Here is a 14,394-nt window from a genome sequence, read left to right as displayed (position 1 = left end):
AAAAAGCCCGGCCGTGGGCCGGGCGTGGCGTCGTCCTCTTCCGCCCGCGCGCCGCGGGCCCCGTCGCGCAGGCTGTCCGCGCCTGCCCGTTATCAAATCCGTTATACAAAATTTCATTTTCCTTGCCAGAGCAACCGGCGCGCGCCATCGTCCCCATCCGGGGACGGCGAAACGCCGCCGCCGCGCGCCGCCGCGCCGGCGCGCAACAACAGTGAGACAGGGAGGAAGCGCCTCCGCCGCACTGGCGGAACGCTTCCACGGACGCGGCGCCGCGCCCTGGCGCGGCGCGGCTCTTCATGGAAACGTGAAAGGACAGCCAATGCCGCTGGACGGAGTGCGGGTGCTGGAAGCGGGCTTCCTGCCGGCCGGGGCCTATCTGGCGCGCCTGATGGCGGACCTGGGCGCCGAGGTGGTGAAGATCGGGCCGCCGGACGGCGACCCCATGGAGCGGCAGGCGCCGCTGGCCGGCGCCGCGCCGGACGCGCCGGGGGCCGCCTGGGCGTTTCTCGCCGCCGGCAAGCGCCGCGTGACGCTGCGCGACGGCGACCCGGACGACATGGCGACGCTGGAGCGGCTGGTCGCCGGCGCCGACGTGCTGGTGACCTCGGACGGCGCGCCCGGCCCCGCCGCCGACGTGACGGCGCTGGCGAAAAAATATCCCGGCCTCGTCATCTGCGACGTCTCCTGGTTCGGCCGCTCCGGCCCCTACGCCGGCTGGCGCGGCTCGGACGCGGTGTGCCGCGCCCTCGCGGGCGTGGTGGAGAACGTGGGGCCGGTGGAGGGGCCGCCGCTGGCCGGCCCCGAATTTCAGGCGCTGGTCACCGCCGGCGTCTCCGGCTTCATCGGCGTGATGGCGGCGCTCTGCGGCCGCGCCCGCCATGGCGGCGGCCAGGCGCTGGAGCTGAGCGTGTTCGAGGCCTGCATCGCCCACGCCGAGTTCCAGTGCGCCGACGGCTGGCTGCGCGGCGCCGGCTTTCCCCGCGGCGGCGTCAACCGTTTCGCCCCCACCTATCCGCTCGGCGTCTATACGGCGGCGGACGGGTGGGTCGGCGTCACCATCGTCACCCCGGCGCAATGGCAGGCGTTCTGCGACATGCTGGACATCAGCCATTACGCCGCCCGCGCCGACCTGGCGACCGGCGAGGCGCGCCTCGCCATCGCCGGCGAGCTCGACGCCATTTTCAACGAACGCTTCGCGCAGCGGACGAAGGAAGCGTGGTTCGCCGAGGCGCTGAAACGCCGGCTGCCGGTCACGCCGGTGTGGACCATGGACGAGCTCGCAGCCATGGAGCACCTGCGCGACAGCGGCGCGATCGCCGGGCTGGAGATCGGCGGCCGCGTCGCCCTCGCCCCCGGCTGCCCGCTCAGGCTGACGAAAACGCCGCCGCGCCGGCGCGCGCGGCTGGAGGCGCCCGGCCCGGCGCCAGCGTGGGAGCCGCGCCCGGCCGGACGGGCCGCCAGCCGGCCGCCGCTGGAGGGCGTCACCGTGGTGGACCTCTCCATGGGCTGGGCCGGGCCGCTGTGCGGGCGTTTTCTCGCCGATCTCGGCGCCGTGGTGATCAAGGTGGAGGCCTGCCGCTATCCGGACTGGTGGCGCGGCGTCGATTATGGCGAGGAGGCGCTGCGCGAGCGGCTGTACGAGAAATCCGCCCGCTTCTGCGCGATGAACCGCAACAAGCGGGGCGTCACCCTCGACCTCACCCATCCGGACGGGGTGGCGGCGCTGAAGCGGCTGGTGGCCCGGGCGGACGTGGTGGTGGAGAATTACGCCGCCGACGTGCTGCCGCGGCTCGGGCTCGATTACGCCGCCCTGTCGGCGGTGAATCCGCGGCTGGTGATGACCTCCATGAGCGCCTTCGGCGCCGCCAGCCCGTGGCGCGAGGCGCGCGCCTACGGATCGACGCTGGAGCAGGCCTCGGGCCTGCCCACCATCACCGGCGCGCCGGACGGGCCGCCGGTGATGAGCCACATCGCCTATGGCGACGCCACCGGCGGCCTAAACGGCGCCGCCGCGACCCTGGCGGCGCTGTTCCACCAGCTGCGCGCCGGCGAGGGCCAGCACGTGGACATCTCCCAGACCCTCTGCATGATGCCGATGACCGCGCCGGCGATGGTCGCCCGCTCGCTGGGCGGCGAGGTGCCGCGCACCGGCAACCGCCACCCCGCGCATGCGCCGCACGGCTGCTACGCGTGCCAGCCGGACCGCGAGCCCAGGGCGTGGACCGTGGAGGGCGCGCCCATGCCCGCCGCCGCCGCGCCGCAACCGGAGCCCGGGGAAGGCTGGCTGGTGATTTCGGTGACCGACGACGCCATGTGGCGCGCCCTCGCCCGCTGCATCGGCCGCGACGATCTCGCCGCCGATCCGCAGCTCGCCTCCGCCGCCGGCCGCAAGGCGCGCGAGGACGAGCTGGACGCCGCGGTCGCCGCCTGGTGCGCCGCGCGGCCGGCCGGCGAGGCCATGCGCCTGTTGCAGCAGGCCGGCGTCGCCGCGGGCGTCGCCCGTCCGGCGCTCGACCTGTTCAACGATCCCCACCTTGCGGCGCGGCGCTACTGGCGCATCGCCCGGCGCGACTGGACCGGAGACCTGCCCCACGCCGCCACGCCCTTCCGCCCCGCCGGCGGAGCCGGAGCGCCGCCGGTGCGCTTCCCCGCCCCCACGCTCGGCCAGCACACGCGGGAGGCCCTGCGCGACGTGGCGGGGATGCCGGAGGCGGAGATCGACGCCCTGTTCGCCAGCGGCGTCAGCGGCCATGAGGCGCTGCCGCCGCGTCCGCGCCGCATGGCGGCCGAGTGAACGGCAGCGCGCCGCGCGCGCCCGCCCCGCGCCAGGAGGCTTGCCTTGCGGCGCGGCGGCGGCGAAAACCGGCGCACGCATCCGTTCCAGAGATGACTGCCCGGGGAGTGAAACGATCATGAGCGTCAACCGACAGTGGGTTTTGCGCCGCAGGCCGCAGGGCGCGGTGGCCAGAGGGGATCTTGAACTGGTGGAGAGGCCCCTGCCCGCCCTCGCCGACGGCGAGGTGCTGTGCCGGACGGTCTATCTCTCGCTCGATCCCACCCACCGCATCTGGATGAGCGAGCGCGACCAGTACATGCCGCCTGTGGAGATCGGCCAGCCGATGCGCGGCGGCGTCATCGCCGTGGTGGAGGACAGCCGCTCCGCCGCCTTCCGGCCCGGCGACATCGTGCGTCCCCACGCCGGCGCGTGGGCCGACTACACGGTCGCGCCCGAAAACATGCTGCGCCGGCTGGAGAACCTGGACGGCGCGCCGCTCACCGCCTGGATGAGCGTGCTGGGCAACACCGGCGTCACCGCCTGGTTCGGCATGATGGACATCGGCCAGCCGAAGCCCGGCGAAATCGTGGTGGTTTCCGCCGCGGCCGGCGCGGTGGGCTCGGTGGCGGCGCAGCTGGCGAAACTGCAGGGCGCGCGCGTCGTCGGCATCGCCGGCGGCCCGGCCAAATGCGCCTGGCTGCGCGACGGGCTGAAGCTCGACGGCGCCATCGACTACCGCAACGAGGACGTCGGCGCCGCCCTCGACCGGCTGTGTCCAGACGGCGTGGACGTCAATTTCGAGAATGTCGGCGGCGCCATCATGGAGGCCGTGTTCAGCCGCATGAACAGTTTCGGCCGCATGCCGCTGTGCGGGCTGATTTCAGCCTACAACCAGGACGGCCCCGTTCCCGGCCCCTCGGACTTCAGCCGCATCCTGATGCGCCGCCTGACGGTGAAAGGTTTCATCGTGCTCGACTATTTCCCGCGCCTGCGCGAGGCCATGGACGGGCTCATTCCGCTGGTGCGCGAGGGCCGGCTGAAGTGGAAGACCCATGTCGTGCCGGGGCTCGAGAACGCCGCCGACAGCCTCAACCTGCTGTTCTCCGGCGGCAATGACGGCAAGCTGCTGGTGCAGGTGAGCCCGGAGCCGCAGGCGAAGACGTAAGCGAAGACGCGCGCCCGCCCCGCCGGCGGGCGACGCGCAGGAAAGGGCGCGACCGGCGCGGGGCTTTCCGGAGCGCCGGCGACGCCAGGCCAGACGCGTTTCCCTGACGCCGGACGGAGCGTCCGCCTCAGGGAAACGCTCCAGGGAGAACGCAACGTGGATCTGCAGCTGAAAGACAGGGTCATCTTCATCGCCGGCGCCAGCCGCGGCATTGGCCGGGGCATTGTCGACACGCTGCTGGCGGAAGGGGCGAAGGTGGCGATCACCGCCCGCGGCGCGCAGGCGCTGGAGGCGACCCGCGCGGAGCTGGCGGCGCGATATGGCGCCGACCGGGTGTGGGCCATGGCCGGCGACATGCGCCAGACGGAGACGGTCGAGGAGGCGCTGGCCCGCACGGAGGCGGAGCTGGGGCCGCTCTGGGGCGCGGTGGCCAATGTCGGCCTGCATCCCTGTCCGCCCGGCTTTGAGGTGGACGACGCGACCTGGGACGCGGGCTTCATGCAGAATCTCGATTCCGCCTTTCGTCTCGCCCGCGGGGCGTTGCGGCGCATGACGCCGCGCCAGGAGGGGGCGGTGCTGATGATCTCCTCCATCGCCGGCCTCGCCGCGCTTGGCACGGCGCTCACCTACGGCACGTCCAAGGCGGCGATGAACCACCTGACCAGGGAGCTGGCCCGCATCGCCGGCCCCTCCAACGTGCGGGTGAACGCCATTGCGCCGGGCAACATCATCTTCCCCGGCGGCGAGTGGGAAGAGCGCGCCAGCGGCGAGCGCGCCGAGGCGTGGAACCGCTGGATCCGCCGCGAGGTGCCGCTGCGCCGCTTCGGCCGGCCGGAGGAGATCGGCGTGATGGCGGCGTGGCTGCTGAGCCCGCTGGCCAGCTTCGTCACCGGCGCGGTGGTGCCGGTGGACGGCGGCCAGACGAAGTAGGACGGGGCTGGAAACGGCGCCTCGCCCGGGCGTCCATGCGACACTGTCGCGCCGCGGGGCGGCGGGGCCAGCGGACGCCCGTCAGGCCCGGGCGTGACGCGGCGGAACGGAACCGGAGGCGGCGCGGGCGTAAACGGACGCCGCCGCAATATCTTTCCCCTGGCGACGCCGCCCTGTCCCCGCGCCCCGGCCGCACGGCGCCCCGCCCGGCCGCGCCGCCCGGCCAGCACCCGCTCACATGTTGGCGCCGCCGTCGGCCTCGATGACCTGGCCGGTGATGTAGTCGGACTCCGGCAGGCAGAACAGCAGGACCGCGCCGGCCCCGTCCTCGGGACGGCCGCCGCGGCGCAGCGGCGTCTGGGCGTAAATGCCCTCCAGCAGCTCCTTCGTCAGGCCGACGCGGTGGCGCCGGCCGGCCACCTCAATGGTGGTCTCGCCCGCGATCGGCTGGGTGAGCCGGGTTTCGATCAGGCCAAAGGCCACGGCGTTCACCGTGACGTTCAGCGGTCCCCACTCCCGCGCCAGACTCTTGGTGAGCCCCACCAGCCCCGCCTTGGCCGCCGAGTAGCCGATCTGCTTCCAGGCGCCGTGCGTGCCGGAGACCGACGAGACGTTCACCATCTTGCGGGTGAAGCCCCGCCCGGCGGCGCGCTCCTTCGCCGCCTGCTCCGCCAGCCACGGGGCCCATGCGCGGGCGATGCGGAACGCCGCCTTCAGGTGCACCTCCTGCATGGCGTCCCACTGTTCGTCGGTCGTGCTGGCGATGCCGGCGTTCCAGATGTAGCCGGCGTTGTTGACGATGATGTCGGCCCCGCCCAGCCCGTCAATGGCCGCCTGCAGGAATCCCCCGGCGAAACCGGGACTGGCGACGTCGCCGGGAAAAGCCAGCGCCCGGCCGCCCGCGGCGCGGATGGCGGCCACGGTTTCCTCCGCCGGGCCGCTGTCCAGGTCATTGACCAGGACGGCCGCGCCTTCCCCCGCCAGCATGCGCGCCAGCGCCGCGCCCACGCCCCGGCCCGCGCCGGTGACCAGCGCCGTCCTGCCTTCCAGCCGCTTCATGCCGTTTCCTCCCTTCGCCGCGCGCCCGGTCGCGCCCCCCTGCGGCGGGCCTGCCAGACCTGTGACGCACGGACCCGCCATGCAAAGACCGGCCCCCGCCCCGCGCCGCCGCAGCCGGCGGCCGCGGCGCGTCAGTCGATGTAATCCCAGGACGCGCCGTTGAACTTCTGCAGCTTCATGTAGGTGATGACCGCGTAGTCATCGGGAGAGGTGTTGATGCGCCCCTCCGGCAGCAGGAACGGGTTCTGGTAATCCCGGATGTTCGCCGCCTGCTTCATGATGTTTTCGCGGGTGAGGTCGTCGCCGGCCTGCTTCAGCACGTGCTCCAGGGTCATGGCGTAGGCCACGCCGGCCATGTAGAGCGTGTCGTTGATGTCGGCGCCCGGCATGTTCTCCTTCATCCACGCCCGGTACCACTTGATGGTCTCGTCGTCCTGCCAGCGCGGATCTGTGGGATCCTTGGAGAAGCCGGCGGTCATCACGCCCTTCGCGTTCTCGAGGCCCGCTGGCTTGAGCGTGGCGCCGATGGAGGCCGAGCCAAGGTGCAGGTAGGTGGCCGGCTTCCAGTTCAGGTCGGCCAGCTTGGCGATGGCCTGGGCGGTCTGCTTGGAATAGGCGAACAGAAACAGCGTATCGACGCCGGCGTTCTTGAGGATCACCAGCTGGCTGTCGATGGTCGGGTCGGTCGCCTGGAAGCTCTGGGTGCTGACGATGAGCCTGTCGGCCTGGTCGCCGAGGCCCTCGCGCAGGCCGCCCAGCATGTCCTTGCCGAAGTCGTCATGCTGGTAGAGCACGCCGATCTTCGCGTTGGGATTGGTCTTCAGCACGTGCCGGGCGTAGAAGGCCGCCTCCTTGTTGAGGGACGGCTGCCAGCCCATCACCCAGGGATAGTTTTTCGGATCGTTAAAGGCGGAGGAGCCGGCGGCGATGAACAGCAGCGGCACCTTCTTCACGTTCAGATAGGGCCGGATGGCCATGTTGATCGGCGTGCCGAGGTTGCCGAAGATCAGCGCCACCTCGTCTTTCTCCACCAAGGCGCGCACGTTCTCCACCGCCTTGGAGGGCTGGTAGGCGTCGTCGCGGCTGATGAAGGTGATCTTGCGCCCGTTGACGCCGCCCTTCGTCTCGTTGAGCCACCTGAAATAGGCGGCTTCGGCCTGGCCGAGGCGGCCATAGGCGGACGCGGGACCGCTGTGGGCGATGGTCTGTCCGACCCGGATCTCCTTGTCGGACGTGCCGGGCCCGTATTTGGGTCCGGCCGCCGCCGGCCCGGAAACAAGACCCGCGGCGGCGAACAGGACGGCCGCGCCCAGCCACGCGCGGGCGCGCGTGCGAAAGTCTGCCATGATTTCCTCCCTCCAGCCGGCGGAGCCGTTCTGCTCCGCCGTTTCTTTGTCGGGACAATCACAGCAGACCCGTTCGCGTTGTCAATCTACGAAATCCCAGCTGTTGCCGTTGAAACGCTGCAATTTCATGTAGGTCACGATCGCATAATTGTCGGGCGAGGTGTTGATGGCGCTGCCCGGCAACAGCAGATCGAGCTTGAAGTCCTTCAGGTTGCCCACCTGCTTCATGATGTTTTCGCGGGTGAGGTCGTCGCCGGCCTGCTTCAGCACCTGCTCCAGGGTCTGGGCGGCGGCGAAGCCGAGCACGTAGAGCGCGTCATTGGTGTCGGCGCCCGGCATGTTCTCCTTCATCCACGCCAGCCATTCCTTGATGGCCGGATCGTCCTTCCACTTGGGGTCGCTGGGATCCTTGTAGAAGCCGGCGGTCATCACGCCCACGGACTTGTCGAGACCGGCGGGCTTGAGCGTGGCGCCCACCGAGGCCGAGCCAAGATGCAGGTACATGGCCGGCTTCCAGTTGAGATCCGCCGCCTTGCTGATCGCCTGCGCCGCCTGCTTGGCGTAGGTGAACAGCATCAGCGTGTCGGCCCCCGCGTTCTTCATGATCACCATGGGACTGTCCACGGTGGGATCGGTGGGCTGGAAGCTCTGGGCGCTGACGATCATGCTGTCGGCCCTGTCGCCGAGACCGTCGCGCAGGCCGTTAAGCATGTCCTTGCCGAAGTCGTCGTTCTGGTAGAGCACGGCGATCTTCGCGTCGGGATTGGTCTTCAGCACGTGCTGGGCGTAGAACTTCGCCTCGTCGTGCAGGTTCGGCTGCCAGCCGGTGGTCCAGGGGTAGCGTTTGGGATCGTTGAACGCCGACGAGCCGGCCGCGTTGAACAGGTGCGGCACCTTCTTGGCGTTCAGATAGGGCCGGATGGCCATGTTGATCGGAGTGCCCAGCACGCCGAAGATCAGCGCCACCTCGTCGCCCTCCACCAGGGCGCGCACGTTCTCGATGGCCTTGGGCGGCTGGTAGGCGTCATCGCGGCTGATGAAGGTGATCTTGCGGCCGTTGACGCCGCCCTTCTTCTCGTTCAGCCACTTGAAATAGGCGGCCTCGACCTTGCCAAGGTTGCCGTAGGCGGACGCAGGGCCGCTGTAGGCGATGGTCTGGCCGATCTTGATCTCCCTGTCGGACGTGCCTGGCCCGTATTTGGGCTCCGCCATGGCGCCGCCAGAAACAAACGAAGCGGCCGCCATGGCGGCTGCCGCTCCGAGCCGGACGCAGGCGCGCCAGCCACGGTTCATCATGTCTTCCTCCCGGATTCGGGCGCTACGTGGCGCCCAGCGTTATGTCGCCGTCCGAGGATCAGAGCAGATGAACCCTCCTGTCAATCCACGAAATCCCAGCTCCTGCCATTGAACCGCTGCAGGCGCATGTAGGTGATGATGGCGTAATTGTCGGGCGTGGTGTTGACGTAACTGCCCGGCAGCAACACGCCGGAGCGGAAATTCCGGATGTTGGCGACCTGGCGCATGATGTTCTCGCGGGTGAGGTCGTCGCCGGCCTGGCGCAGCACGTGCTCCAGCGTCTGGGCGGTGGCGTAGCCGGAGATGTAGAGCGAATCATTCAGGTCCGCGCCCGGCATGTTCTCGGCCATCCACGCCTTCCACGCGACGATGTCCGGATCGTCCGCCCATTTGGGATCGCTGGGGTCCTTGATGAAGCCGGCGGTCAGAACGCCGACGGAGTTCTCAAGGCCGGCCGGCTTCAGCGTCGCCCCCACCGAGGCGGAGCCGAGGTGCAGGTAGGTGGCCGGCTTCCAGTTCATCTCGGCGACGCGGGAGATCGCCTGGGCCGACTGCTTCGGATAGGTGAACAGGAACAGGGTGTCGGCGCCGGAATTCTTCAGGATCACCAGCTGGCTGTCCACGGTGGGATCGGTGGGCTGGAAGCTCTGGGCGCTGACGATCATCTCCCCGGCCCTGTCGCCGAGGCCCGCGCGCAGGCCGCCCAGCATGTCCTTGCCGAAGTCGTCGTTCTGGTAGAGCACGGCGATCTTCGCGCCGGGATTGGTCTTCAGCACGTGCTGGCCGTAGAACTTCGCCTCGTCATGCAGGTTCGGCTGCCAGCCGGTGGTCCAGGGGTAGCGTTTGGGATCGTTGAACGTCGACGAGCCGGCGGCGTTGAACAGGTGCGGCACCTTCTTCGCGTTCAGGTAGGGCCGGATGGCGGTGTTCAGCGGCGTGCCCAGCACGCCGAACACCAGCGCCACCTCGTCGCCCTCCACCAGGGCGCGCACGTTTTCGATGGCCTTGGGCGGCTGGTAGGCGTCGTCGCGGCTGATGAAGGTGATCCTGCGGCCGTTGACGCCGCCCTTCTTCTCGTTCAGCCACCTGAAATAGGCGGCCTGGGTGCGGCCCATGGCGCCGAAGGCGGAGGCCGGACCGCTGTAGGCGATGGTCTGGCCAATCCTGATCTCGGTGTCGGACGTGCCCGGCCCGTATTTGGGCTCGGCCCTGGCGACCCCGCACAGCGCGAGGGCGAAAGCGACGCCGGCGGCCAGCGCCGGCGCGCGCATGAACATTGACATCACATACTCCCCGCAGGCCGCAGCCGGCCTGCGCCGTTTCCGGCGCGCCCGCTCGGGGCGCGCAATGGCGCGCGAGGGCCCGCCGCTTCCGCCGGGAAACGGGCGACCCCTTTCACGCTGACATGGGTGATCCATGCCCTCCGGAGCACGGCCCGCGGCGCGCGGGCAGCCGGAACGGCTGCAGGCCCGCCAGACCCGTCTCCTCCCCTGTCCGGCCCGGGCGGCGATGCGCCGGAGCCGGCGGGCGGCCTTCCCTCTTGCGGGGCATGGTCCGCCCGGTTCCCTCCTGTCCGGCGGGCCGCGCAGGCGCGGACGCCGGAGCGGCGCCTCCCTCCGCGGCTACAGGCCGGCGGCGCGGCGGTAGGCGGCGTAGCCGGGCTGGTCCACCGCCAGCTTCTCCAGCGTCGTGGCGTAGAGATGGTCCATGACGCGCGGGTCTTCGCGGTCCACGGCGCCGGAGGCGATGGCCTCGGCCAGCGCCGCGTTCAGCTCCGCCAGGGTGCCGTCGCGCCCGAGCAGCGCCTTCAGCCGCGCCAGCTCGGCGGCGTTCGCCCCGCCTTCCAGCTCCAGCTGGCGCAGGGCGAGATCAATGGCGTTGGCCGCCACGCGCACGTGAAAAGCCATGTGCGCGGGCACGGCCGGCAACAGCTCGCGGCGCATCCAGCCGGACACGGCGGCCAGCAGCTCGCGCGGGGTGGGTTCGTCCTGCATGGCGTCTCCGGAACGTCAGTCGCCATAACGGCGGGAAATCAGGTCGAGCAGGTCGATCTCGGTCTCGGAGGAGCGGCGGGCGATCATCGCCCGCTCCACGCTGGCGTCGAGGCCGGAACGGAAGGTTTCGGTCATTGCGGCGCAACTCACGCCCCAGCGCAGCGAGCCCAGCGCCTCCCAGAAGCGCACCCGCTCAGGATCCACCTTCGCGCCGCCGGCCGCCTCATAGCCGGCGAACAGCTCCTCGCGGCTGCCGAAGCCGCCGGCCGGCCGGTCCAGCGCGCCGAAACGCCAGGAATTGACGCAGATCCAGCCCAGATCCTCCATGGGATCGCCCAGATGCGCGATCTCCCAGTCGAGCACGGCGCGCACGCCGTCCGGACCGATGACCAGATTGCCGTTGCGGAAATCGCCATGGACCAGCGCCGGCCTCTCCGGATCCGGCGGGCAGCGTGCGTCGAGCCAGCGGAAGGCCAGCTCGAACACCGGCTTGTGCAGGCCCATCGCCCGCCAGCGCCGCAGCAGCCCGTCCAGCTGGCGGCGCGCCGGCGCGAGGCGCAGCGGCGGCAGCAGGGCGGCGTCCACCGCGGCGATGCGGGCGAGGATGCCGCCGCACTGGCGCGCCAGGATCTTGCGGGCGCCGGCGAACGGCGCGTCGCGCAGGATCTTGCGGGCGATGGTCTCGCCGGCGACGCGGCGGGTGATGAAGCCGCGGCCGACGCCGTCCGCCTCCGACAGCACGTGCACCACCTCCGGCGCCGGCACGCCGCAGCGGCCCGCGGCCTGGATCACCGCCGCCTCGGTTTCGAGGCCCGCCGCGCCCTCGGCCTGGCGCCAGCCGCCGGGTGCGCGCCGCAGGACCAGCTCCGCCAGCACGGCCCCGTCCGGGCCGACGGCGCTGAACGCCCAGGTCTCCTGGCTCGCGCCGCCGGAAAGACGCGTCATGCCGGCCACGCCCGTCGCCCCCGGCGCCAGGCGGCCGGCGAGGCGCGCGAGGGCTCCGGTAAGAAACGCCTGTTCTTCATGGGTGGAGCGCGCCGGCGCCGGCGCGGGTTCCGGCGCGCTCATTCCGCGGCGTCCTCCCGCCACCAGGGATACTGGCTGGGCATGTCGGCCGAGACCTTGCCGGGAAACTGCGGCCTGCGCTTCTCCAGGAAGGCCTGCACGCCCTCGGCCACGTCCGGATGGGCGCCTCGCTCCATGGACATGGGCCCGTCCACCTGCAGCGCGCCGAACGGATCGGGCTGGGAGGCGAAGCGCCACAGCATCTGCCGCGTCAGCGCCACCGACACGGGCGCCGATTCCGCCGTCATCTCGATGGCGATCTCCTTCGCCCGGGCCAGCAGGTTCTCCGGCTCCGTCACCTCGCTGACGAGGCCGCCGCGCAGCGCCTCCCCGGCGTCGAAGATGGCGCCCGAGATGGCCCAGCGCAGCGCCTGCGGCAGCCCCACGATCTGCGGCAGGAACCAGGCGCTGCCCGCCTCCGGCACCAGGCCGCGCCGGGCGAAGATGAAGCCGATCTTCGCGGCGGTTGAGCAGATGCGCACGTCCATGGGCAGCGTCATGGTGGCGCCCACGCCGACGCAGCCGCCGTTGATGGCGGCGATGGAAGGCTTGCGGCAGTTGAAGATGGCGTGAACGAAGCTGACGCCGTCGCCGCGGCCCTGGCCGCGCCCCTCCAGCCGCTGGCCGAAATTGGCGGCGCCGTGCGGACCGGAGGCGTCAAAGCTCTTTGCGCCGGCGGAGACGTCCGCCCCGGCGCAGAAGGCGCGGCCGGCGCCGGTGACCACCACGGCGCGCACGCTGTCGTCCGCGTCCGCCTGGCGGAACGCGCCGGCCAGCTCGGCGCCCATGACGCCGGTGTAGGCGTTGAGCTTCTCCGGACGGTTCAGGGTGATCACCATCACCGGCCCGTCCTGCTCGCACAGGATCTGCGTGTACTGCATGCGCCCTCTCCCGCCAGGCCATGGCCTGACCGGGGGCGCCCGCAGCCCGCCGCCGCGCCGCCCCCGCTGTTCCCGAGACCCCGCCATGCCCGGCGCGAACGCGCGTTCCGCCAGGCCATGCGCGGCGGCGAAGCCGGCGCTTCGCCCGTTTCCTCCCGGCCGGTTTATCCAGCCGTATTATGCCGGCGCCCGTTATATGGTCCGGGGCGCCGGAGTCAAATGTCGCGCCGAGCAGGGTCGGACGCGCCGCCGCGCGTTCAGATGGCGCGGCCCGCGTCCGCCCAGAACGGCTCGCGCAGCTTGCGCTTGAAGATCTTGCCGGTGTCCTCGCGCGGCAGCGCGTCGCGGAACTCGATGCGGCGCGGAATCTTGTAGCTGGCGAGGCGGTCGCGCAGCGCCGCCTTCACCCCCTCGGCGTCAAGATCGGCGCCTTCGGCCGGCTGGATGAAGGCGCACACCTGCTCGCCGAACTCGGGGTCGGGAATGCCGAACACCGCGCAGTCGGCCACGCCGGGCACGCGCATCAGCTCCGCCTCGATCTCGGCCGGATAGATGTTGGTGCCGCCGAAGATGATCATGTCGCTGGCGCGGCCGGAGAGATAGAGGAAGCCGTCCTCATCGAAATAGCCGACGTCGCCGGTGGCGATCAGGCCGTTGCGGTCGCTCTTGCGGCGCTTGGCGTCATCGCCGTGATAGGTGAAGTCCGGATAGTCCGGCCGGCCGCAGACGATCTCGCCGGACCGGCCGGGCGGCAGGACATTGCCGGCCTCGTCCATGATCACCACGGTGGTGCCGGGCACGACCTTGCCGACGGTTCCGGGGTGATCGAGCCACTCCTGCGCCGTGCACATGGTGACCGCGCCCACCTCGGTGGAGCCGTAATGCTCGGTGATCACCGGCCCCCACCAGTCGATCATGGCGCGCTTCACGTGCGGCGGACACGGCGCGCCCACGTGCATGACGTGGAACACGCTGGAGAGGTCGTAGCGGCGCTTCACCTCCTCCGGCAGCGCCAGCATGCGCACGAACATGGTGGGCACCGCCAGCACATGGGTGATGCGGTGCTCGTGGATGAGGCGCAGCATGCGCCCGGGATCGAATTTCGGCTCGACGATCAGGTTCACGCCCATGTTGAGGCAGGCGTAGAGCCAGCCGTTGGGGCTGGAGTGATAGGCCGGGCCGGGGATCAGCATGACCGCCTCGTTCAGCGGCTTCGGCCATGTGGCGAAGCCGCCGACGATGGACAGCACCCCGGCGATGGACTCCTGCTCCTCCGGCGTGGGCGGCTTGCGGCGCACGCCCTTGGGCTTGCCGGTGGTGCCCGAGGTGTAGATCATCGAGCCGGGCGAAGTCTCATAGGGCGGCTCCAGCGGCCTGAGGCCGGCCAGCCACTGCGACCATTCCGTCAGCCCCTCCGGGGCGGCGGCGTCCGCGTCGCTGACGCCATAGGCGGCGCGCAGGTCGCGCGGCGTTTCGGCGACGATGACCGTGACGCCCTCCGGGACCGCTTCCTTCACCTTCCGGTAGAGGTCGGCGTGGATGAAGATCACCCGCGCGCCGGAATCGGTGAACACATGGCGCGCCTCCTCGGCGGTGTTGTGCCAGTTCACCGGGGTGACGTAGGCGCCGACGAGACCGGCGCCCACCGTCGCCTCGATCATGGCGAAGCTGTTGCGCATGTAGACGGCGACCACGTCGCCGCGCCCCACGCCCAGCGCGCGCAGGCCGCGCGCCACGCGCCGCGCCGCGTCCTCTATCTGGCTTCGCGCGCGCGTCTCCTCGCCGATGCGCACCCAGGAGGGCGCCTGTTCCGTCGTCTGCTGCCCCTGCGTCGCCATCCCTGTCTCCATTATGGTTGTTATGTTCCGTCCGTTGCTGCCCG

The 14,394-nt window shown here is 71.1% G+C and carries 11 protein-coding genes; 3 read left to right on the top strand and 8 right to left on the bottom strand.

Annotated elements, in window-relative coordinates; translation table 11 throughout:
• Positions 1–319 precede the first annotated feature (319 nt).
• The 3 genes from ACFFJB_RS14215 (at position 320) to ACFFJB_RS14205 (ending at position 4,871) form a co-directional block, all read left to right on the top strand.
• Positions 320–2,794, top strand: coding sequence for a CaiB/BaiF CoA transferase family protein (locus ACFFJB_RS14215; RefSeq protein WP_376832312.1), 2,475 nt, complete (start codon positions 320–322; stop codon positions 2,792–2,794).
• Positions 2,795–2,912: 118 nt separating this feature from the next.
• Positions 2,913–3,941, top strand: coding sequence for an NADP-dependent oxidoreductase (locus ACFFJB_RS14210; RefSeq protein ID WP_376832310.1), 1,029 nt, complete (start codon positions 2,913–2,915; stop codon positions 3,939–3,941).
• Positions 3,942–4,097: 156 nt separating this feature from the next.
• Entirely contained in the window at positions 4,098–4,871 is a 774-nt protein-coding gene (locus tag ACFFJB_RS14205) for an SDR family NAD(P)-dependent oxidoreductase (RefSeq protein WP_376832308.1), read from the top strand.
• A gap of 234 nt (positions 4,872–5,105) precedes the next feature.
• Here ACFFJB_RS14205 and ACFFJB_RS14200 read toward each other — a convergent pair whose 3' ends face one another.
• The 8 genes from ACFFJB_RS14200 to ACFFJB_RS14165 all read right to left on the bottom strand — a co-directional run bounded on the left by ACFFJB_RS14200 (position 5,106) and on the right by ACFFJB_RS14165 (position 14,350).
• Positions 5,106–5,930, bottom strand: coding sequence for an SDR family NAD(P)-dependent oxidoreductase (locus tag ACFFJB_RS14200; RefSeq protein ID WP_376832306.1), 825 nt, complete (start codon positions 5,928–5,930; stop codon positions 5,106–5,108).
• Positions 5,931–6,061: 131 nt separating this feature from the next.
• Complete coding sequence (locus tag ACFFJB_RS14195) at positions 6,062–7,276, bottom strand: ABC transporter substrate-binding protein (RefSeq protein WP_376832304.1); 1,215 nt, start codon at positions 7,274–7,276, stop codon at positions 6,062–6,064.
• Positions 7,277–7,357: 81 nt separating this feature from the next.
• Positions 7,358–8,572: an ABC transporter substrate-binding protein gene (locus ACFFJB_RS14190; protein ID WP_376832302.1), complete on the bottom strand. Its 1,215-nt coding sequence runs from the start codon at positions 8,570–8,572 to the stop codon at positions 7,358–7,360.
• 80 nt (positions 8,573–8,652) lie between these two features.
• The gene (locus ACFFJB_RS14185) at positions 8,653–9,855 is read right to left on the bottom strand and encodes an ABC transporter substrate-binding protein (RefSeq protein WP_376832300.1); all 1,203 of its coding nucleotides are present in this window, start codon (positions 9,853–9,855) and stop codon (positions 8,653–8,655) included.
• Between the two features lie 339 nt (positions 9,856–10,194).
• Positions 10,195–10,566, bottom strand: coding sequence for a DUF6285 domain-containing protein (locus ACFFJB_RS14180; RefSeq protein WP_376832298.1), 372 nt, complete (start codon positions 10,564–10,566; stop codon positions 10,195–10,197).
• Between the two features lie 15 nt (positions 10,567–10,581).
• Entirely contained in the window at positions 10,582–11,511 is a 930-nt protein-coding gene (locus ACFFJB_RS14175) for a phosphotransferase family protein (RefSeq protein ID WP_376832722.1), read from the bottom strand.
• A gap of 119 nt (positions 11,512–11,630) precedes the next feature.
• Positions 11,631–12,512 carry an enoyl-CoA hydratase-related protein gene (locus tag ACFFJB_RS14170; protein ID WP_376832296.1) on the bottom strand — a complete coding sequence of 294 codons (882 nt, stop codon included), beginning with the start codon at positions 12,510–12,512 and terminating at the stop codon, positions 11,631–11,633.
• 257 nt (positions 12,513–12,769) lie between these two features.
• A complete protein-coding gene (locus ACFFJB_RS14165) occupies positions 12,770–14,350 on the bottom strand; it encodes an acyl-CoA synthetase (RefSeq protein ID WP_376832294.1) in 1,581 nt (526 codons plus the stop codon).
• Between the last annotated feature and the right edge of the window lie 44 nt (positions 14,351–14,394).

The sequence above is a fragment of the Camelimonas abortus genome (assembly GCF_042432745.1).
GTDB classification, from domain to species: Bacteria; Pseudomonadota; Alphaproteobacteria; order Rhizobiales; family Beijerinckiaceae; genus Camelimonas; species Camelimonas abortus.
Note: the sequence above shows the minus strand (reverse complement) of the source record. Positions and strands in the feature narration are given on the sequence as shown.

Bases quoted from the DNA above. Each gene is read 5' to 3' on its own strand.
- ACFFJB_RS14175 (WP_376832722.1), bottom strand. From the start codon at position 11,511: ATGACGCGTCTTTCCGGCGGCGCGAGCCAGGAGACCTGGGCGTTCAGC.
- ACFFJB_RS14165 (WP_376832294.1), bottom strand. From the start codon at position 14,350: ATGGCGACGCAGGGGCAGCAGACGACGGAACAGGCGCCCTCCTGGGTG.
- ACFFJB_RS14195 (WP_376832304.1), bottom strand. From the start codon at position 7,276: ATGGCAGACTTTCGCACGCGCGCCCGCGCGTGGCTGGGCGCGGCCGTC.
- ACFFJB_RS14185 (WP_376832300.1), bottom strand. From the start codon at position 9,855: ATGTCAATGTTCATGCGCGCGCCGGCGCTGGCCGCCGGCGTCGCTTTC.
- ACFFJB_RS14180 (WP_376832298.1), bottom strand. From the start codon at position 10,566: ATGCAGGACGAACCCACCCCGCGCGAGCTGCTGGCCGCCGTGTCCGGC.
- ACFFJB_RS14190 (WP_376832302.1), bottom strand. From the start codon at position 8,572: ATGATGAACCGTGGCTGGCGCGCCTGCGTCCGGCTCGGAGCGGCAGCC.
- ACFFJB_RS14210 (WP_376832310.1), top strand. From the start codon at position 2,913: ATGAGCGTCAACCGACAGTGGGTTTTGCGCCGCAGGCCGCAGGGCGCG.
- ACFFJB_RS14170 (WP_376832296.1), bottom strand. From the start codon at position 12,512: ATGCAGTACACGCAGATCCTGTGCGAGCAGGACGGGCCGGTGATGGTG.
- ACFFJB_RS14215 (WP_376832312.1), top strand. From the start codon at position 320: ATGCCGCTGGACGGAGTGCGGGTGCTGGAAGCGGGCTTCCTGCCGGCC.
- ACFFJB_RS14200 (WP_376832306.1), bottom strand. From the start codon at position 5,930: ATGAAGCGGCTGGAAGGCAGGACGGCGCTGGTCACCGGCGCGGGCCGG.